Source organism: Polaromonas sp. P1_F9 (assembly GCF_056405615.1).
In genome coordinates this window covers 100,407-118,364 of record NZ_JBFUBT010000001.1, presented here as the reverse complement: position 1 = coordinate 118,364, position 17,958 = coordinate 100,407, and the positions used below count along the sequence as shown (strand labels likewise).

General features: G+C 56.8%; 20 protein-coding genes and 1 pseudogene. 17 read left to right on the top strand and 4 right to left on the bottom strand.

What is annotated here, in order from left to right; all coding sequences use genetic code 11:
• The first annotated feature begins 14 nt into the window (after positions 1-14).
• The 6 genes from AC1DYR_RS00580 to AC1DYR_RS00555 all read left to right on the top strand — a co-directional run bounded on the left by AC1DYR_RS00580 (position 15) and on the right by AC1DYR_RS00555 (position 3,772).
• Positions 15-1,022, top strand: a complete 1,008-nt coding sequence (locus tag AC1DYR_RS00580) for a Bug family tripartite tricarboxylate transporter substrate binding protein (RefSeq protein WP_477703382.1) — start codon at positions 15-17, stop codon at positions 1,020-1,022.
• Between the two features lie 265 nt (positions 1,023-1,287).
• Positions 1,288-1,911 carry a TetR/AcrR family transcriptional regulator gene (locus tag AC1DYR_RS00575; RefSeq protein WP_477703381.1) on the top strand — a complete coding sequence of 208 codons (624 nt, stop codon included), beginning with the start codon at positions 1,288-1,290 and terminating at the stop codon, positions 1,909-1,911.
• A gap of 42 nt (positions 1,912-1,953) precedes the next feature.
• On the top strand, positions 1,954-2,583 hold the full coding sequence (locus AC1DYR_RS00570; RefSeq protein WP_477703380.1) for an isochorismatase family protein: 630 nt from the start codon (positions 1,954-1,956) through the stop codon (positions 2,581-2,583).
• A gap of 22 nt (positions 2,584-2,605) precedes the next feature.
• Positions 2,606-2,986: a hypothetical protein gene (locus AC1DYR_RS00565; RefSeq protein WP_477703379.1), complete on the top strand. Its 381-nt coding sequence runs from the start codon at positions 2,606-2,608 to the stop codon at positions 2,984-2,986.
• An 88-nt stretch (positions 2,987-3,074) separates the two neighbouring features.
• Positions 3,075-3,446: an energy transducer TonB gene (locus AC1DYR_RS00560; RefSeq protein WP_477704103.1), complete on the top strand. Its 372-nt coding sequence runs from the start codon at positions 3,075-3,077 to the stop codon at positions 3,444-3,446.
• Positions 3,447-3,472: 26 nt separating this feature from the next.
• Positions 3,473-3,772 carry a pentapeptide repeat-containing protein gene (locus AC1DYR_RS00555; RefSeq protein WP_477703378.1) on the top strand — a complete coding sequence of 100 codons (300 nt, stop codon included), beginning with the start codon at positions 3,473-3,475 and terminating at the stop codon, positions 3,770-3,772.
• 80 nt (positions 3,773-3,852) lie between these two features.
• Here AC1DYR_RS00555 and AC1DYR_RS00550 read toward each other — a convergent pair whose 3' ends face one another.
• From AC1DYR_RS00550 to AC1DYR_RS00540, 3 genes are read right to left on the bottom strand one after another with little or no spacing between them, the layout of a single operon-like run.
• On the bottom strand, positions 3,853-4,617 hold the full coding sequence (locus tag AC1DYR_RS00550) for a lysophospholipid acyltransferase family protein (protein WP_477703377.1): 765 nt from the start codon (positions 4,615-4,617) through the stop codon (positions 3,853-3,855).
• Positions 4,617-6,008, bottom strand: coding sequence for a radical SAM protein (locus AC1DYR_RS00545; RefSeq protein WP_477703376.1), 1,392 nt, complete (start codon positions 6,006-6,008; stop codon positions 4,617-4,619). Before AC1DYR_RS00545 ends, AC1DYR_RS00550 begins: the two co-directional genes overlap by 1 nt.
• 46 nt (positions 6,009-6,054) lie before the next feature.
• On the bottom strand, positions 6,055-6,312 hold the full coding sequence (locus AC1DYR_RS00540) for a hypothetical protein (RefSeq protein WP_477703375.1): 258 nt from the start codon (positions 6,310-6,312) through the stop codon (positions 6,055-6,057).
• A gap of 225 nt (positions 6,313-6,537) precedes the next feature.
• On the opposite strand from AC1DYR_RS00540, the gene AC1DYR_RS00535 reads away from it, so the two are divergent.
• The 10 genes and pseudogenes from AC1DYR_RS00535 to AC1DYR_RS00490 form a co-directional block, all read left to right on the top strand.
• Entirely contained in the window at positions 6,538-6,708 is a 171-nt protein-coding gene (locus AC1DYR_RS00535; RefSeq protein ID WP_477703374.1) for a hypothetical protein, read from the top strand.
• A 9-nt stretch (positions 6,709-6,717) separates the two neighbouring features.
• On the top strand, positions 6,718-8,199 hold the full coding sequence (locus AC1DYR_RS00530; protein ID WP_477703373.1) for a radical SAM protein: 1,482 nt from the start codon (positions 6,718-6,720) through the stop codon (positions 8,197-8,199).
• Between the two features lie 229 nt (positions 8,200-8,428).
• Positions 8,429-8,824, top strand: coding sequence for an NAD(+)--rifampin ADP-ribosyltransferase (gene arr / locus AC1DYR_RS00525; protein ID WP_477703372.1), 396 nt, complete (start codon positions 8,429-8,431; stop codon positions 8,822-8,824).
• A gap of 115 nt (positions 8,825-8,939) precedes the next feature.
• Positions 8,940-9,206 (top strand): hypothetical protein, encoded by a 267-nt coding sequence (locus tag AC1DYR_RS00520; RefSeq protein ID WP_477703371.1) that lies wholly within the window; start codon positions 8,940-8,942, stop codon positions 9,204-9,206.
• A gap of 157 nt (positions 9,207-9,363) precedes the next feature.
• Entirely contained in the window at positions 9,364-9,786 is a 423-nt protein-coding gene (locus AC1DYR_RS00515) for an SgcJ/EcaC family oxidoreductase (RefSeq protein WP_477703370.1), read from the top strand.
• A 93-nt stretch (positions 9,787-9,879) separates the two neighbouring features.
• Positions 9,880-10,212 carry a hypothetical protein gene (locus AC1DYR_RS00510; RefSeq protein ID WP_477703369.1) on the top strand — a complete coding sequence of 111 codons (333 nt, stop codon included), beginning with the start codon at positions 9,880-9,882 and terminating at the stop codon, positions 10,210-10,212.
• A 368-nt stretch (positions 10,213-10,580) separates the two neighbouring features.
• Positions 10,581-11,099 carry a DUF2199 domain-containing protein gene (locus AC1DYR_RS00505; RefSeq protein ID WP_477703368.1) on the top strand — a complete coding sequence of 173 codons (519 nt, stop codon included), beginning with the start codon at positions 10,581-10,583 and terminating at the stop codon, positions 11,097-11,099.
• A gap of 202 nt (positions 11,100-11,301) precedes the next feature.
• Positions 11,302-11,649, top strand: coding sequence for a hypothetical protein (locus AC1DYR_RS00500; protein ID WP_477703367.1), 348 nt, complete (start codon positions 11,302-11,304; stop codon positions 11,647-11,649).
• Positions 11,650-12,092: 443 nt separating this feature from the next.
• Positions 12,093-13,070, top strand: a complete 978-nt coding sequence (gene acuI, locus AC1DYR_RS00495) for an acrylyl-CoA reductase (NADPH) (protein WP_477703366.1) — start codon at positions 12,093-12,095, stop codon at positions 13,068-13,070.
• A 30-nt stretch (positions 13,071-13,100) separates the two neighbouring features.
• Positions 13,101-15,020 (top strand): annotated as a pseudogene (locus AC1DYR_RS00490) (propionate--CoA ligase); the annotation flags it as partial.
• 13 nt (positions 15,021-15,033) lie between these two features.
• On the opposite strand, the gene AC1DYR_RS00485 reads toward AC1DYR_RS00490, so the two are convergent.
• Positions 15,034-17,187 (bottom strand): KAP family P-loop NTPase fold protein, encoded by a 2,154-nt coding sequence (locus AC1DYR_RS00485; RefSeq protein WP_477703365.1) that lies wholly within the window; start codon positions 17,185-17,187, stop codon positions 15,034-15,036.
• A gap of 296 nt (positions 17,188-17,483) precedes the next feature.
• Here AC1DYR_RS00485 and AC1DYR_RS00480 point away from each other — a divergent pair, with 296 nt between their 5' ends.
• Complete coding sequence (locus tag AC1DYR_RS00480; protein ID WP_477703364.1) at positions 17,484-17,948, top strand: (2Fe-2S)-binding protein; 465 nt, start codon at positions 17,484-17,486, stop codon at positions 17,946-17,948.
• The last annotated feature ends 10 nt before the right edge of the window (positions 17,949-17,958 follow it).

Genomic DNA, 17,958 nt, shown 5'->3' with positions numbered 1-17,958 from the left:
CATCAGGAGACAACATGAAAACCGCCACTCAAAAATCCATCCACAGCCGCACCCGCCCCGCCATGCTCGGCATTGCCGCGCTATGGGCCATCGCGCCCCTCGCCGTGCCCATGGCGGCACAGGCGCAGGGCTTTCCTGAAAAGCCGATCACCTTTGTCGTGCCGTTTGCGGCCGGCAGCGCAACCGACCAGCTGGCGCGTGCCATCGGCCAGGCCGTGACCAACGACACCAAGGTCAGCGTGGTGGTGGACAACAAGCCCGGCGCCAACAGCTTCATCGGCGCCCAGGCAGCGGCCAAGGCGAAGCCCGACGGCTACACCGTGTTCATCACCACCAACACCACCCAGTCGGCCAATGAGCACCTGTTCAAAAAGCTGCCTTACGACCCGGTCAAGGACTTCGCACCGCTGACCGCGCTGGGCCGCGGCGGGCAGATCATGGTGGTCAACCCCGCGTTGCCGGTCAACAGCGTGGCAGAGTTCATCGCGCTGGCCAAGTCGAAACCCGGCAAGCTGTCTTTTGGCAGCGGCAGCTCGTCCAGCCGCGTGGCGGGCGAGCAGTTCAAGCAGATGACGGGCACCTACATCCTGAACATTCCGTACAAGAGCAACCCGCCCGCGGTGACGGACCTGCTGGGCGGCCAGATCGACATGATGATCACCGACATGGCGACCGGCCTGCCGCAGGTCAAGGGCGGCAAGCTCAAGGCGCTGGGTGTTTCCACCCGGCAACGTTCACCGCTGGCGCCTGACGTGCCAACCATCGCCGAGGCCGGCGTCAAGGGGTATGAAATGACCTACTGGTTTGCCGCGTATGCGCCTGCCGGCACCCCGGCCGACGTGGTGGCCAAGCTGAGTGACATGCTGGTCAAGGCAGCCCGCAGCCCTTCGGCCGCACCGTTTTACCAGTCCAGCGGCACCGAAATCTTCACCAGCAACCCGGAAGAGCTGCGCAAGTTCCAGGCGGCGGAAACGCTGAAATGGGGAAAGATCATCAAGGCCGCGGGAATCGAGCCTGAATAAGGGCTTGGGACTGGATTTGAGCTAAATGGGCTTCCAGCCCTTTGTAGAAAAGCGCAAGCAGCTATCAAATTAGTAGCTGATGAGGTTGGCCGGGCAGGCGGCTGACGAGGCCAGATCGCTCATGTGACGGATGGAACGGTGCGGTCGTGTCTGGTTTTCTGGCACCATCAAGCAAATTTAAACAACGTTTAATTTTTAGAACAAGCGTTAATTTTCACCGGAAATCGCACCCTGGATAGACGGCTTTCACGCCTATATTCTGGCGATGCAAACCCGAATAGATCGCCAGCAGGTCCAAAACGATTTACGCCGGACCCTGATGCTGGACGCCGCCCGATCCGTCTTCGAACGCCTGGGCATCGACGGCGCCAGCATCCGCGAGATTGCCAAGGAGGCGGGCTACACCGCCGGGGCCATCTATTCCTATTTTGAAAACAAGGAAGCCATTTATGGCGCCTTGCTGGCCGAGTGCCTGGAGCGCCTCAATGGCGTGGTGGCGTCTGCCGGTAAGGAACGTGGCGAGCCGGCTGAGGTGCTGGAAGCCAAGGCAAGCGCCTGGTTTGGATTTTTTGCGGCCAATCCGCGCGATCTGGACCTGGGTTTTTACCTCATGCAGGGCATGCGCCCGCGCGGGCTGACCACCGAGCTGAACCACCAGCTCAATGCCCGTCTTCACGATGCGTTGCGGCCCTGTGAAACCGCCCTGCAGGCCATGGGTTTGAACGCCGAAGACGCATTGCGCGAAAATACGGCCTTGTTCGCGCATGGCATGGGCTTGCTGCTTCTCCAACATACCGGTCGCATCCGCATGTTCGGGCAGGACGCCACGCTGCTGTTCGACGCTTATGTGATCGGCCTGGTGGAGCGCCTGCAGCGCAGCCCGGCCTGATCTTCTTTCCAGAACGCCTCCAGAATTTCCCCAGGACCCCCGATGCTGCTTGACGCCGACGACTCCCAACTTGTACTGGTCGACTACCAGACCCTTTTGATGCCCGCCATTTTTGAAGGCAAACTCGTCATGGCCAATGCTGTCAAGCTGGCCCGAATGGCCAAATTGCTGGATGTACCGGTGTGGGGTACGGAAGAAAACCCCGAAAGCCTGGGCGCCACGATGCCGGAAATACAGGCCGCCATTGAAGCCGCTGGCGGCAAGATCATGGACAAGATGTTCTTCAGCGCCGTGGCCGACGGCCTGGGCGACCTGCTGCGCCCACCGGTGCGCAAGGCACCCACAGGCGGAAATGCCCGCAGCCTGCCCAAGCACCTGCAAAAACCGGCGCCCGAGCCGGAAGAGGGCAGAAGCACCATCGTCGTCGCCGGCTGCGAAGCCCACGTCTGCCTGATGCAGACCGCGCTGGACTTGCTGGAGGAAGAGTTCGAGGTCTGGGTGGTCACCGACGCCTGCAGCTCACGCACCGAACGCAACCGCGATGCGGCGTTTGACCGCCTCGCCGGCAACGGCGCCGAGCTGGTGACGACCGAGATGGTGGCGTTTGAATGGCTGCGCACGGCTGAGCATGAGGCGTTTAAAGAGATTCTTGGTTTGGTCAAGCCGGCGTAGCGGGGGGACCACGGTGATTAACATGCACAGACTTCTGACATCTCTTGTGATGGCAGGGGCAACTATTCTCCTTCCTGCGTGCGACCCTTCGTATCCGCTATTCGTACGTAATGGCCTGGTCGCACCTGTATTTGCTCGCGTGACATGGGACACCGGTGTAAGCAGCGAATTCACCCTGCCGCCTGGAGTACGCCTGACATTTCTTCACCCGAAGGGCGATATTGTTGACATCGTGGTGTCGCAAGATGGTCGGTTGCTTTTCCATTTGGACAGAAATGCGTTGCTGAAGATGGGATCATCTGTACCGGACCTGCGCAAAGTGACCTGGAATATACAGGCCGATGGGATAGTACCGCTAACCAGGTCAGAACTGGATCGGCTACCTTCCAGCTCAGATAAGTAGAGCTTTGGGATCAACTACCTGCTCCGCCTAACTCAAAACAAGCATTCGCTATTCATGCAGCCTATTGAAACTTGCAAGCCGCCTTGTGATGGTGCGTATGCCACCTAACCAGGCTGCTTGGACCGTGCGCATATTCTGGCTTCTTCTTTTCACGCTTGTTACGGGCTGCGCCTCTCCGGATGAAGTTGTGCAGTTTGCCAGCCACGCGAGTTCGCCCAGCCCTGCATACCCCGCTGTCTCCAGGCGTCTTATGGAAGAGGGCCGCGTAATCTTGCGGGTGAAGGTGTTGGCCAGTGGAGAAGCCGGTGAGGTTCAGCTTCAAAAAAGTTCAGGCTTTGACAGGCTGGATGCCGCTGCGATGGCGGCCGTGAAGAAGTTCAAATTCAACCCCGCACGAACCCGCTCGGGCCGCACCGTTGACTCGTGGGCGGCCGTGCCGATCCAGTACATGCTGAAGTGACGCGCCTCGCCGAACCGCAAGCTTCCATGACAAGGATCAGGGCGCCAATGTGGTGCCAAAAAACAGGGGATTCAATCCCATCAATCAAGGGTAAGTCTTGCGCGCGCGTGCAAGACCTACCCTTACGTCAAACGTTCAGGCCTCAATGCGAAATTACGTACTACCGGTATTGGAGTCTTTTCAATACCGCCGCTTTCGTAAATGTCGAATTCCGAAACTGCATCTTTCGTGGTGTCTCTTTCTCAGGCTGCAGTTTTACCGAGTGTCAGCTCATTGAATGCAAGTTCATCAAAGACAATCTAGATGGAGATTTGCAGCTTCAATGAAAGTAGTGGGTACGCATGTACCCTAGCTGGCAATGCGCTTCATACTCAAAATGGGTCAGACTTCAGCGCAATTCAGCACCCTAGATGGCAACGCGAGAGTTTAGAGATGGCCAGAGGAGCCATCTCGTCGGATCGCGCTCAATGTGCTCGCTGATTCTGGCGTTCAGCCAATGAATGCAATCGTTTACGTCCTGATGAGGAGGGACCTGTTCGACGCGTATCGAGAGATCGGAGCTTGATACTAAGCAGATGGCGTAGCCTAAGCGAAGCGAAACCTCAATCAGTCCGGATGGGGTCTTGCAAGGCAACCCAAGAAAGTCCGCGACCCTATGCCTCGTTCCTTCATAACAATAGTCCAGCATCATAGCGACCGGTTGGCGCTTCTCGCACGCACGGCGAAGCGCCATGAGTCCGCCGGTTCGATTGAAATTGGCCGCCAAACCAACTCGTGCCAATGGGCGAAGCCATTCAGAGTCTTGCGCTACGGCAACCGTGACGTTTTGCCCTAACAAATTCCCCATCAAGAGCGGGTATTCGGGAAAGTGCCAAAGGACGTAAAGCGTCGGCGCCGCCGCTTGTAATTCCACAGCGATCACGTCCGGCCTAGCCGGTCCGATATGACTCAACGCATTGCGTGTGAAGGCGCTCCAGGCGCGCACAAACTTTGGACGAAAGTTGCGGTCCACACGCCGATTGGATGCTGAGCAATGGTCAAAATATGTGCATTCCGCAGCAGCAAGCATCGCCGTGTCTGTTTCGATGAGCCGGGCGGCTGCCTCATCCTGCCGTTCCGTATCGTGGGGGTAATCCCCGAACTGCCGGAGCAACACCTCCGAATCCGTCATCACTGACTCTCATATGCTGCGAAATAGTCGAAGAGTGCCTTTCGATCCTGCGCATAGTCGCCGAGGAACTTCTTGTACAGATGTCTGAACAATTCGCACTCAACCTGATCGATAGAGTAGAAATCTCCGTTGTTGGTCGAGGCACGCGCCGCGCAACCTCCGCCACAAAGGCCATAGATTTCGCATTTGCTGCATGCCGGGTGTTCTGAGCCAAGGCGGATTGAACGCTCTCGAATCGCCGCCCGCTTCCCATTCAGGGGATCTTTCACCGCGTCCATAGAACTTCCCAACAGGAATTCGTCCTTATCGCTGCAGTCGCAGATCTTGAACGACCCATCCGGCGCCAAGACCAGAAAATTTGTCGCCGCCATGCATACGCCCCGATAGCAGATTTCTCCATCCGCGAAGTAGAGAAAGTTGCCAAGGCAGCTGATGAGGTTACTAATGAACAGTGACTTGAGTCGCCCCTGTTCAATGTAAGAAATGAGGGTGTCGTAGACACCCAGCACCTGCTCGACTGTCACTTGATTGAGATCGAGAGTCTTTCCCCGTCCCATAGTTTGCAGGAGTACAAGGGCAAGCGAAGTGATTCCCCTTTCTTGCAGCCACAATGCAAACGACGGGATCGATTTGATTGATGCACTGTTGACGACTGTCATGACCCCGCATCGCCGTCGCACAAATTCCGGATGATCGCGCAAAAGCGTTTCAAAGTCCCCAAATGGTGTTTGGCCGTCATGCCGAATCCTGAACCTATTCAGTGCCGCGGAATTGCCATCAAGCGAGATGCCGACGGAGAAGCCATGCTCGTCCAGGAATTGGATGACCTCGGCAGAAAAGAGGGTTCCGTTCGTTTGCACCGAGTACGCAATACGCTGGTCCGGACGGCGCCGCGACTCTATGTACGCGACGAGCTCCTTGATCTTCTTGAATTGCAGAAGGGGTTCCCCACCATGAAAGCTGATCGTGATCCTTTCATCCTTTGCGCCATCAAGTACGAAGTCCAGCGTTTCCTTGGCTTTATCAACGGAGAGGTTTGCACCAGCGCCTTCCTTATGGTCATAGCAATACGTACAAACGTAGTTGCACGCATCGGTCAATTTGATGAGGACGTTGGTCGGATGGCTCCTGGCTCTGTTCAAGTCGATTGATGTGTTTCCGTCGGCCGAAATCAGGCCCGAACGCCACAGCGATTCCATCGGACCATCGTCTTCGAGGCTACTCTGCGGTAATCGTAGGGGAGTGGAGAAGGTTCCGAGCAGCTTGCGGTATCCGATGGTGTCCAGTACCGCCCAGCCAGAGTTTCGTCGTGAAACCACGGCAACCTTATCGCCACCGAGCTCAATGACGTTGTGTTCGACGAGCCCGAATTCGCATTCCGCTTCATTCATAGCATGCCCTCTATCTTTCCGGTGGTGCCGAGGCGCGCCGCAATGGCTATTTGATGATGTCACACGTCGTTTTGGTCCACATCGGACGCAGCCGTGCTCCACTCTTTAAATTCGGGTCAGTCTTGGCGGACTTCACTGCCATCTCTTGGAGTGGTCGTTGGCTGTTCTCGCGCATCCTGAAGAAACTGGAAAGGGCGACATTGGCCGCCTCATGCTCGCTCTCGGACAAAATCGAAACTTCGATCCTTCCGTTCTTGCGATTAAGGCTCAATCTCAAGTCGACCACAATGTTATCGTTGTTCATGGATATCTCCGATTAGGCTTAGAAGGGAGCTGTTTATTTCTACCTTGTTTCTAGAGCCTTGGCATCCTATATTTGGAGGAGACCGGGGACCAAAAAACCGGTTGACATGCCGGCTTGGATTGCTAGACTGACTCGCAAATCGAGGAGATGCCAATGGCAAGTTCGAAATTTTCCAAGGCGACTGCGACATCGCGGGCGCGAAAAGTGTCCGCGGCGACGGGCAAGATGAAGCTCATCGTCAGCGACGACGACAAACCAGCTGTCGTACTGAAGGCAGGCCAGAAACTACAGGTCACCGCTGTTTCCGTTGTGACGCCGGAACTGAAAAAGGGTGGACCGATTGCCGCCCGGCTTTGCGGTGGCACCAGCACCTGCTTGGCAATCATCGAAATCTAGCAAACGGCTATGCATAGCGGCGTAGTGCCGTCCCGGTACAACTTCGCAGTTCCCTTTGGAAGCGATTCGCTGCTTTTCAACGCTTTCTCGGGTGCTTTGGTTGCGTTGCAGGGTGCCGACGGCTGCACTGTCGCGTCGGCTTTGACGCAAGGGTCTACCAAACTGCTTGCGCACGTGCCTGAGGATTTGTATCGAGATCTCTTGGCCAAAGGTTTTCTGACGCTCGATGAGCGCTCGCAGTTCGAGGAGGTGAGACGGCGATATCAAGATGCTCGCCAGTCAACGCCGATGGTGTTGACCATTACTACGACCTTGGATTGCAATCTTGGCTGCTATTACTGCTATCAGGATCGGACTCCGGACCGACTCGATGTTTCCGATGTTCCGCAACTGGTCGCTGACACTCGCATCAAACTCTTGGAGTCGGCCCGCACCCGCTTGCATGTCGACTGGTATGGCGGTGAGCCGATGGAGAACGCCGAGTTCCTCGAAATGGCATCCTTGGCCCTTCAAGCCATGTGCGCCGAATTGGGGGTTGCGTACCGAGCCTCGATCATCTCCAACGGCACTGTGTGGCCCTCCGACGTTTCCGGCTTCGTTGCGCGACATGTGATCTCTCATGTACAGATCTCGTTCGATGGCCTTGCGAAGCGGCATGACAAAATCCGGAGGTTCAGGTCGACGGGTGGCAGGGATAGGGGGGCTGGGAAGTCCTCGTTTGCGCTGGCCGCTGACTTGGTTGGTCGGCTCGCCGACTGTGTACGAGTTGACGCTAGATTTAACATTGATAGGCACAACGCCGAGCAACTCGTTGAGTTTGTGCAATTCGGCAAGGAACGCGGCTGGTTTACCAAGCGCTTCCCCGTCGTCATTCAACCAGCGCGTGTATCGGACTATTCCGAGCGTTCGAGTTTTCTGAAATCCCGTAAGCTTACCTTGCGCGAGTTCGATAAGATCCGTGCTCAATTGCGGGTCACGGCCGGAACGGAAATTTCAGTTGAGGAGTCCGAGGTTCCGGACGGTTATCCATATCCGAAGACCTCTGTCTGCGCCGCACTGGTCAAAGACTCCGCAGTAGTCGGGGCGGACGGACGGATCTACCGGTGCGGTCTGCAAGTCAGTGAGTCTCATCGTGCCGTGGGAACCTTCAGAGAGCGCAAAGCGTCGCCTGGCTTGAGTATGGGTCGAACTATCCCGATCCACGTAGAGACGCTCGGTGAGATCAAGGCGCAAGCTCAGTGGTGGGGCTCGTTCGACCCATGCGATCAGCCCACATGCTCCCAATGCTCATTTCTGCCGATTTGCCTGGGTGGATGCCCAAAGAAGCACCTCGAAGGCGACAGGAGCAGCCTCGACGAACAGGGTGCGTTCTGGCGACAGAATCTCGGCCGGCTGCTCGTAAACGCTTACGAACCGGGCGCTGTTTGTGAGTTCGAGATCCCCCTTTCGCAGCAGTTTCGTCTAGGCATTGACCAGGCGTCCGTCCCCTAATCCGACTGCATTGGATTGGTGGGTGAAGCCGTCCACGCTGATTTGCGATAAATCATTGTCTACCCCATCAAATCACAATGCATCTGCCTTCGCGCACCAGCTTAACTGGCTGGTCAAGCCGAGGCCTACAAGTTACGCTTGTGGATACCCTCCGTGCTTCGCACTCCGGCGCGGCTTACCGTGGGCGTTAGGTTCCTCAAGCATCCACCCCGTTCGCACTTAACAACTCATGACAACCTTGGACGCCGGCCCTTTTTTTCACGGTACGAAAGCCGAATTGCAGACAGGCGATCTGCTAACGCCAGGCTTTCAATCGAATTACGATGAAAGCGTTGTGATGAATCACATCTATTTCACAGCCATCCCGAAAGGCGCCGGGCTTGCCGCGGAAATAGCCAAAGGCAGCGGCAGGCCGCGGGTCTATATCGTTGAACCGACGGGGGAATATGAGAACGATCCCAACGTCACAGACAAGAAGTTCCCGGGCAACCCGACGCGGTCCTATCGAAGCAAGCTGCCTGTCAAGGTTGTTGGCGAACTCGAAAGCTGGGAACCCTATGACTCACAGTTCATTCAACAACTGAGAGATCGCATAGAGAATGGCATGGGAAAAATCATCAATTGATATGAATCTCCCTCTATGAAGCGAACATCCGGTTGTGCCGATAGGGCGCCTAACCCCTCGCTCAAGCGCCGAACCGCCACGGTCGGCTTAGCTCAAGCGTTAACCTGCTGAAGTCATGCACATTGAAAAGCCGGATATCCTTCCCGAGATACGCCTTTCTCGGTTCTCTGCGGTGGGGGACGGCATGCACGTCGAAGTGTCAGCACCGGTGGAGGCTGTTGACGCCGCTGGTCCAATCCTGACTTTCCGGGAGGATGAGCGGTTGGGAAAGCAGGTGGTGCTGCACTTCCCTCATCGGGATATTGTGTTTCCACTCTCCGAGCTTCAGCGAGCCATCACCTATGCCGAAGCAGAGGTGCACAAAGAGTCGTTCTATGACTAGCGTTTTTTTTGGACGCCTGCATAGCGTTCAGCGACCTGGTAGTTTAGTTAACGCGGACGCCCACGGGAACTCGCTCCCTGGGGTCGCACCTTTCCGCAGTCGTCGATCAGGCCTGTCCCTGGCGCCGTAGCAATCCGGGAGACGCAGGACTAAACCTATGACCAGGATGAAAAAACCCGAAGATGCGCCCGGTGCATTTCAAGCCGCCTGGAATGGTCACGACATGACGGCTCTCGGTGCGCTGTTCGACCAGGACGCAACATTCGTGAATCGCTTCGGGCACTATGTCCGGGGCGTTGAAGAGATCGTGGCACTGCACGTTCCGATTCACCAAACAATCTACCGAGACTCCACACTCCAGAACGAGCTCATCGACGTCACCCATGTTGCAGACGGGGTGGCGGTCATCCATTTCTGGAGCCGCCTGGCTGCCGGCGGCAGCCACCCGGCCGGGCCCCACGTGGTGGACACGTTGATCCTCGCCGTGCTAACGAGACAGAACGACATCTGGCGCATTCGGGCGCTTGAAAACGTGACCCTTGTGAACCCGCGGACCGGTGAGGCGATCTTGCGCGGCTAGCGCGGGCTTGAACTCACATGGCATTCACTTTCAGTTGAACAACGCCAAGGCATCACAATGGATCGAGCTAACCCATTGCCGAAGGTTTATCCCATGTCAAACGCCAAGCCTAGGATCACCCAGTCATCCAACGCCGTTCTGCTGTGTCCCTTCTGTCAAGGGCGGGTGCAGCGGGTGGAAGAAAACCCGCAGCACGAGTTCAATGCAGGTGCCTTTCTTTTGGCAGATTTCCTCTTTTGGTCAACCTTTGGTATTGCACTCGTTTTGGGCTTATGGAACTGGATTGCCGGCTTCGCCGTCCTGGTTTTGGTGGTTGTTCCTGGTTGGATGCGCCGGGATCGCAGGAGCAGTGCTTATCGCTGCGAAAGTTGCCAATCGGTTCTTTCATATGCCGAAATTTTCCATCCCCATGGATTCTATGCATAACATGTCGTGGTGGCTCTGGTTCACCGCGACCTGCTTGGCGGTTCTGAACTTTGGGGTCTGCGTTGCCGTTTTACGGAGCGGTAACTACACTCGAGTGCAGGTGCTGCTTCAATCTGTGCTTGTATGGCTGGTGCCGGTTCTCGGAGCAATATTTGTCGCGCTTGTTCTTCATGCGGATGCAACGCCGCGCACGAGGGCTGGGCCTTTCATCCCGCCCACTGATGACCCTGGCGGCGCCAGCGGGGACCTTGGTGGCGGTGGTGGCCATGCCCCATAAAATATCAATCGACGCGGACCCACAACAGCAGGGAGCGGCCGTGCCGCAAGTGTTGATGGTCCGGTCATCTTTACTTTAGGCCTCCAATTCCGTGGGAGCAATCTTTGCATTCAAATGTTCATGCTGCGGTGAGCTGCATGAGGGCTCACCGAGCTTCGCATTTCAGGCACCAGATCCATACATCTGGCTAACAGAAGAGCAGAAGCAAAGCATCGGGCAGCTGTCCGACGACCTCTGCGTGATCCGTCATGCCGAAAGAACCGACCATTTCGTCAGGGCTGTTCTGGAAATTCCAATACATGGCGTAAGTGAGCCCTTTGTTTGGGGTGTGTGGGTTTCTGCAAGTCAACAGAGCTTTGAGCGCTATGTTCAAACCTTTGACTCCCCAGTAGAAGGTGATGGCTTCTTTGGCTGGCTCTGCAACCAAATCGACCTGTATCCAACCGACCAATCCAGATCCGCAGATGTGTACATACAGCTGGGAGGTCTTCGGCCCAAAGTTGTCTTGCATTCCGCAGCCAATGAGACTGATCAACTGGCAGTTGACCAGCTTTCGGGCATTACAGTTGAACGTGCCCAGTACCTGGCACAGAAGGCTATGCACCAATGAGAAAGCGGCCTATGGTCGCGTTCGGTTTGGCCCACATCCATTCCTGATGGACCTCTTCTTCGATAGAGCAGCCGGCTGCCGTTGTGGTGCAGGTCCAGCAGAAATCCGCGCTGCGGGCCGCACAGGGTTAACAGCGAAGCCATTTCCAGCGAAGTCCCAGCGCGCCGGTATGATGACGATCCCATAATTGCCCGAAAACCGTATGGCCATCCTGCTGCTTCCCCTCGTCCTCTTCGCCCTCATCACCCTGATGCCCGTGAAGTGGGCTGCCGGGTTTGTTGAGGCTGGCAACACCAGTTATGGCGCTGCAGCCATCGCGGCCATCACCGCGCCCGCCGTGAGCCTGGTGGTCTTCAAGCTGTCCGGCGGGTTCATGGGCTTCGTGTTTGCCTTTATGGCCGGGATCGCGGTGTACGCCGCGATTTTCCGCGTGCCGGGCCGCTCCCTCATCGGCTTCTCCATCATGGTCGTTGCCTTGCAGGCTGCTGTGCTGTTTGCCTTTGTCTCATTTGGATTCAAGACAGGGCAGGGGCTGGTTCTGACCCTCTGATGCGTCTGGCGCATGAACGGCTTCTTGCGGGCCTGATTTGCGGGTACACAGATTGAGCCGAAGAGGCCTCGTGCTGCACCACCTCAGCAGGCGAGGGGAACTGATCAATTGTTTGTTCGCTATAAAAAGAATAGCTGCTTGGGCAGGCAGTTGTTGGGCTGTCGGCCGATTTCATTCCTAAAAATCGCAAAAACAGCGATTCAGCGTCCTCCGGGAGCCTCAAAACGGGTCCAGGGGAGCCAAAATTCCCAATTTAAAAGCGAAAATAGGCTCTGGCCCAATAAGATCATGCCAATGATGCTATCAAAGTAGTAGCGAAGTTCGGCATTTCCAGAGCACCGTCAGCCTCCTGAAAGCCCGTTATCCATAATTAAGAATTCAGTTTCGCTGATTTTCCAATGTTTCTGGCCGCTTGAGACAACAACCCCTCTGGAGACAATGCCGTGTTCAAGTCCCTTCTGCTCACCAAGTCCGACGCCGGCTTTTCAGCGGCCATCACCGACACCGACGAGGCGCTGCTTCCGGCCGGCGATGTGCTGGCGCAGGTCGAATACTCCACCCTCAATTACAAGGACGGCCTGGCCATTACCAACAAGGGGCCGGTGGTGCGCAGCTGGCCCATGGTGGCGGGCATTGACGGTGCGGGCACGGTGCTCGAGTCCACCCACCCAGGCTGGAAAGCCGGCGACCGCTTTGTGCACAACGGCTGGGGCCTGGGTGAAACGCGCTGGGGCCTGATGGCCGAGCGGGCGCGCCTGCAGGGCGACTGGCTGGTGAAGCTGCCGGCGGCCTTTACCGCGCGCCAGGCCATGGCCATAGGCACGGCGGGCTATACCGCCATGCTCAGCGTGCTGGCGCTCGAGCAGCACGGCGTCAAACCCGATGCCGGCGAGGTGCTGGTGACGGGCGCGACCGGCGGCGTAGGCAGCGTGGCCGTGGCCCTGCTCGGCAAGCTGGGCTACACCGTGGTGGCCGCCACCGGCAAGGCCAGCGAGGAAGCCTATTTGAAGCAGCTGGGCGCCGCCAGCGTGATCGACCGGGCCGAACTGTCGGCGCCCGGCAAGCCGCTGCAGAAAGAACGCTGGGCCGCGGTGGTGGATGCCGTGGGCTCGCACACGCTGGCCAATGCCTGCGCGCAGACACGCTACGGCGGTGTGGTCACCGCCTGCGGGCTGGCGCAGGGCGCGGATTTCCCGGCGACGGTCATGCCTTTTATCCTGCGCAGCGTAACGCTGGCCGGTATTGACAGCGTGATGGCGCCCCTGGCCAAACGCCAGCAGGCCTGGAACCGGTTGGCAAAAGACCTGGACACCGCCAGGCTGGAGGCCATGCTGGAGGAGATTCCGATGGCAAGAGCCGCAGAAAAAGCCGCGGACTTGATGTCGGGCAAGGTGCGCGGCCGCATTGTCGTCAAGATATAAACAAAGCGACCGAGAAAACAAGAACGGAGACGAGACATGACGAGCTACGCAGACTTCTACCGCCAGTCCATAGACCAGCCCGACGCCTTCTGGACCGAGCAGGCCCAACTGATCGATTGGCACAAGCCCTTCACCCGCGTCTGCAATGACGACAATCCGCCGTTTGCCCAGTGGTTTGAAGGCGGGCAAACCAACCTCTGCCACAACGCGGTAGACCGTCACCTGAAAGACCGGCCAGACCAGTCCGCGCTGATCTACGTCTCCAGCGAGACCGGCGTTGAAAAAACCTACACCTTCACCGAGCTGCACGCCGAGGTGCAGCGCATGGCCGCCAGCCTGCTGGCCATGGGTGTGGTCAAGGGTGACCGCGTGCTCATCTACATGCCCATGATTGCCGAGGCCGCCTTTGCCATGCTGGCCTGCGCGCGCATAGGCGCCATCCACTGCGTGGTGTTCGGCGGCTTTGCCAGTGGCTCGCTGGCTTCACGCATTGACGACGCCACGCCGCGCGTCATCATCAGCGCCGACGCCGGCTCGCGCGGCGGCAAGGTGGTGGCGTACAAGCCCTTGCTTGACGAAGCCATCCGCCTGTCAAAACACCAGCCCGAAGCCGTACTGCTGGTCGACCGCGGCCTGGCGCCCATGCCCATCGTTGCCGGGCGCGATTTGCATTGGGAGACCCTGCGCGCCAAATACATGCATGCGCTGGTGCACTGCGTGTGGCTGGACTCCGCCGCCATCAGCTACACCATCTACACCAGCGGCACCACCGGCAAGCCCAAGGGCGTTCAGCGCGACACCGGCGGTTATGCCGTGGCGCTGGCCGCCAGCATGAAGCACATCTTTGACGGCCGCGCCGGTGAAACCTACTTTTCGACCAGCGACATCGGCTGGGTCGTGGGCCACAGCTACATCATCTATGGCCCGCTGATCGCCGGCATGGCCACCATCATGTATGAAGGCCTGCCCACGCAGGGCATGGACAAGCAACCCAACGGCGCCATCTGGTGGAGCCTGGTCGAAAAATACAAAGTCACCGGCATGTTCAGCGCACCCACCGCCGTGCGCGTACTCAAAAAGCAGGACCCGGCTCTGCTCAAAAAGCACGACCTGTCCAGCCTGCGCGCCTTCTTCCTGGCCGGCGAACCGCTTGATGAACCGACAGCCCGCTGGATCAGCGAAGGCCTGAACGTGCCCATCATCGACAACTACTGGCAGACCGAATCGGGTTGGCCCATCATCACGATTGCCAACGGCGTTGAAAAGAAAGCCAGCAAGTTCGGCAGCCCCGGCGTTCCCATGTACGGCTACAAGGTCAAGATCCTGCACGAGTCCACCGGCGAAGAGCTGACACAGCCCCATGAAAAAGGCGTGGTCGTCATCGAAGGCCCAACACCGCCCGGCTTTATGCAAACCATCTGGAAGGATGACGCGCGCTTCGTCAACACCTACTGGAAGAGCGTGCCCGGCAAGATGGTTTATTCAACCTTCGACTGGGGCATTCGCGACGAAGAGGGCTACTACTTCATCCTCGGCCGCACCGACGACGTGATCAACGTGGCCGGCCATCGCCTGGGCACGCGCGAGATTGAAGAAAGCATTTCAGGCCATGCCGGTGTCGCCGAGGTGGCGGTGATCGGTGTGGCCGATCAGCTCAAGGGCCAGGTGGCGATGGCTTTTGCCGTGCCGAAAGATTCGAGTGTGCTGACCGACAAGGCTGCGGCCATGAAGCTGGAAGGCGAAGTCATGAAACGCGTGGATGGCGACCTGGGTGCAGTCGCTCGACCATCGCGCGTGCACTTTGTGTCAGCCTTGCCCAAAACCCGCAGCGGAAAGATGCTGCGCCGCGCGATTCAGGCCGTGTGCGAGGGCAGGGACCCGGGGGATTTGACGACGATGGATGACCCGGCGGCGTTGCAGCAGATTCGGGATCGGATTGGACAAGGATAAGTACTTGGCTCAATTAGTTTTCACCGAACTCCTTGGGGCGCCAACCGCTCAGGTACTTTTCTGCGAGTTGCAGCAAATCCTGATTGATTGCTTGGCTGGATGCTTTTAGTTCTTCGATTCGGCCGCGAAGCACATCTTCATCTCCGTAAAGATCTGCAAGAATCTTCCAGGCGAGTCTTGGAGAACGAGTAACTGCTCGATTTCCCATGCTCTGACTTAGAGCTTCGCTGTAGCCCGATAACAGCATAGAGTGAGTTATGCGTGCGTCCGGAGGGATGACGAAAGGGGGCTCTTCGGTGGTAGCTCCTTGACGGAGCACAAGGAGGGAGCGTAACAGTTCTGGTTCATTCGCAAGGACATCTACGTCGGCAGACATTAGCGCAACTCTCCATGCCTGCTGGAGTTCTGTCGCAACTGCTTCTGGAAGAAGCTTATGTCCAACCCCCTCCCGGTGCCCAACCATCTCGATTAGAGTGAGCCTCGCAAAAAATGTGTGTAGTTGCGGCAGTGCCGTTCGGACTGTGGTTTCTACGAAAGCTTCAGAGTTTTGTGAGCGTATGAGGCGATAGACAACTCTGCTTACGACCATCGCTGTTCCAATGCTGAACATGCCGCGTTGTTGTTCTGGAAGACTGGGAATGAGATTTAGCAATGTAGTAATGCCAGGTGCAACGCGTTCCGGATTAACTTCATTCTCATAGGCTTCTAGTGAAGCGATGACGTCAATTACCTGCTCAGGATTTATGGCGCGGAGATATTCGTCGAATGACTCACTTACATGCATAAGTTCCCACGCGCGCTCCGCATAATTGAATGCAATGAGCCCTTGACCAGCAACACGTTCTAAATAGAGACGAAAAATATCGCTATGCGCAACTCGATGTTCACGAAGCCATCCGCGGCTCCAGTCACCTCCGTAGTGCATCCCGCCGATGTGTCTCTGAGCAGCCATAAAAAGTCTTTGAATCAAGGCGCGCATTACATTGACTTTGCTCCCCGAAACCGCGAGAAGTTCATCGACCTCTTGCTTTAGCCGAATCTGTTCTTGGTTTTCCCCGTAGCCGTGATTTGATGTGGTAAGTGCGGCAACTGCGCTTGGTAGGCGCTCGAAAACGTCTGGGAGAAACACTCTAATTGCCTCCAATGCAAGCACATCAGCTAGCGCAATTTGTCCATTAAGGCTGCGCACGGTGCCGCTTATGGCTGCTGCATAGCGGCGAACATCTCGCATATTGGAAATCAGAGGTCTGATTACTTCGGAAAAAACGTCGGGCCAAAGAGTCGAGTCGAGGTGCCCAGGATTTGGAATTCCATTCAATGCCCCGTCAATTGCATGAAAAATTTGTTGATTTAGTACATGGTCGGGAATCGCTGGTAGGTCAAAGCCAAGCTGAAGAATTTTTTCCAAATAAGCTCGACCGGGGATGCCTTCTTCGGTCAGCGCATTCTCGACTCTCTTTCGATCGAATGCGAGGATGTAGATGATGTTGGGGAAGTTTGCGGTTAGCCGAACAAGTCTGAATATGTCTCTGATTTCGGCGGTGTTGAGACGGTCTATATCGTCAAGTACAACAACAATTGGCTTCTTGAGGCTGCGCAGTGCCTTTTCGACTTTTGTACGCTGACTGCCAACGCCATCTTTTTTTCGTTGCAGGAGTTCAGCAACCAGTTTTGCAAAATCTTGGCCACGTTCGATCCACGGACCGACCAAAGGCACCCAAGTTAGATTCGAAAAAATTTCTCCATACTCTTCGATTCCTTTTCCAACTTCCGCAAGTCCGGGCCGCATCTTTAGTTGTGCCGATAGTTCAGAAAAGAACGACTGAACCAACTGCTCCGCGCCGCTGAACATCCACGGGTTGAAGTCAAGGACCGCTACAGAGTCTTCCTTGAACCTAGAGCGTGAAAAATTTATGAAGGATGTTTTGCCAGAGCCCCATGCACCCAAGACCGCCACTACCAAGCCTTCACTAGCGTCTAAATGGAGGACATTTAACGCAAATGACTCTGCTGCAGCTGCTCGACCCAGTCGATCATCCACAGTTTCTCGGAGAGGATTGTCTGCAATGATTGCACCATGTTGATCACTATGATTGGTCAGTGCGGGGTCTGGGATGTCTGATGCACGACTTGTGGACTTCGTGAACATGCGAGAAAACCAATTCATGTGGAGATTCCTTAGGTCTTTGGCGTAACTTTTCAGCGCTCACTTTGGCACACCATCATCAACTGTAAGGAGGCCTCCGCAAATGCGCATCCCCTAATCTAGTGATACCTAACGACTTATCCCTCTGTCTCATCTTGAGAAAAAGTGTTGAGACTTTGTATCAGCCAAGGGTTTCTACCCGGATACGCCCCAATCCCCGGTCGTAGCATGAGTCCCGCAAGGCCTTCGGGTAGTAGCTGACTTTTGGGGGCCTGCCCGATCCTGTGATGACAGCGATTCAACAAAGGGGACCCCGCATGACAACAAAACTCAACGTGAACGGCAAGGCCGTTTCCGTCAACGCTGAACCTGACACACCCCTCTTGTGGGTGATACGCGATGAGCTGGGCATGACCGGCACCAAGTTTGGCTGCGGCGCGGCGCTATGCGGCGCATGCACCGTGCACCTCAACGGCAAGCCAGTGCGGTCGTGTCAGACGCCGCTGTCTGCGGCGGCGGGCCAGAAGGTGGCCACGATTGAAAGCCTTTCACGCAACAACACGCACCCGCTGCAGGTAGCGTGGATCAAGCATGATGTGCCGCAGTGCGGCTACTGCCAGTCGGGCCAGCTGATGAGCGCGGCGGCCCTACTCACGGGCAACAAGAACCCGAGCGACGCGGATATTGACGCGGCGATGAGCGGCAACATTTGCCGCTGCGGCACTTATCCGCGCATCAAGGCGGCGATCAAGGATGCTGCTTCCATTATGCGCAAAGCCTGAGGAGAACGAT

What these genes read in the sequence shown, in the direction of transcription:
- AC1DYR_RS00575 (WP_477703381.1), top strand. Translation starts at nt 1,288, where the DNA reads ATGCAAACCCGAATAGATCGCCAGCAGGTCCAAAACGATTTACGCCGG.
- AC1DYR_RS00520 (WP_477703371.1), top strand. Translation starts at nt 8,940, where the DNA reads ATGCACATTGAAAAGCCGGATATCCTTCCCGAGATACGCCTTTCTCGG.
- AC1DYR_RS00580 (WP_477703382.1), top strand. Translation starts at nt 15, where the DNA reads ATGAAAACCGCCACTCAAAAATCCATCCACAGCCGCACCCGCCCCGCC.
- AC1DYR_RS00555 (WP_477703378.1), top strand. Translation starts at nt 3,473, where the DNA reads ATGACAAGGATCAGGGCGCCAATGTGGTGCCAAAAAACAGGGGATTCA.
- AC1DYR_RS00560 (WP_477704103.1), top strand. Translation starts at nt 3,075, where the DNA reads ATGGTGCGTATGCCACCTAACCAGGCTGCTTGGACCGTGCGCATATTC.
- AC1DYR_RS00515 (WP_477703370.1), top strand. Translation starts at nt 9,364, where the DNA reads ATGACCAGGATGAAAAAACCCGAAGATGCGCCCGGTGCATTTCAAGCC.
- AC1DYR_RS00530 (WP_477703373.1), top strand. Translation starts at nt 6,718, where the DNA reads ATGCATAGCGGCGTAGTGCCGTCCCGGTACAACTTCGCAGTTCCCTTT.
- AC1DYR_RS00510 (WP_477703369.1), top strand. Translation starts at nt 9,880, where the DNA reads ATGTCAAACGCCAAGCCTAGGATCACCCAGTCATCCAACGCCGTTCTG.
- AC1DYR_RS00535 (WP_477703374.1), top strand. Translation starts at nt 6,538, where the DNA reads ATGAAGCTCATCGTCAGCGACGACGACAAACCAGCTGTCGTACTGAAG.
- AC1DYR_RS00480 (WP_477703364.1), top strand. Translation starts at nt 17,484, where the DNA reads ATGACAACAAAACTCAACGTGAACGGCAAGGCCGTTTCCGTCAACGCT.
- AC1DYR_RS00485 (WP_477703365.1), bottom strand. Translation starts at nt 17,187, where the DNA reads ATGAATTGGTTTTCTCGCATGTTCACGAAGTCCACAAGTCGTGCATCA.
- AC1DYR_RS00500 (WP_477703367.1), top strand. Translation starts at nt 11,302, where the DNA reads ATGGCCATCCTGCTGCTTCCCCTCGTCCTCTTCGCCCTCATCACCCTG.
- AC1DYR_RS00565 (WP_477703379.1), top strand. Translation starts at nt 2,606, where the DNA reads ATGCACAGACTTCTGACATCTCTTGTGATGGCAGGGGCAACTATTCTC.
- AC1DYR_RS00545 (WP_477703376.1), bottom strand. Translation starts at nt 6,008, where the DNA reads ATGAATGAAGCGGAATGCGAATTCGGGCTCGTCGAACACAACGTCATT.
- AC1DYR_RS00570 (WP_477703380.1), top strand. Translation starts at nt 1,954, where the DNA reads ATGCTGCTTGACGCCGACGACTCCCAACTTGTACTGGTCGACTACCAG.
- AC1DYR_RS00540 (WP_477703375.1), bottom strand. Translation starts at nt 6,312, where the DNA reads ATGAACAACGATAACATTGTGGTCGACTTGAGATTGAGCCTTAATCGC.
- arr (WP_477703372.1), top strand. Translation starts at nt 8,429, where the DNA reads ATGACAACCTTGGACGCCGGCCCTTTTTTTCACGGTACGAAAGCCGAA.
- AC1DYR_RS00550 (WP_477703377.1), bottom strand. Translation starts at nt 4,617, where the DNA reads ATGACGGATTCGGAGGTGTTGCTCCGGCAGTTCGGGGATTACCCCCAC.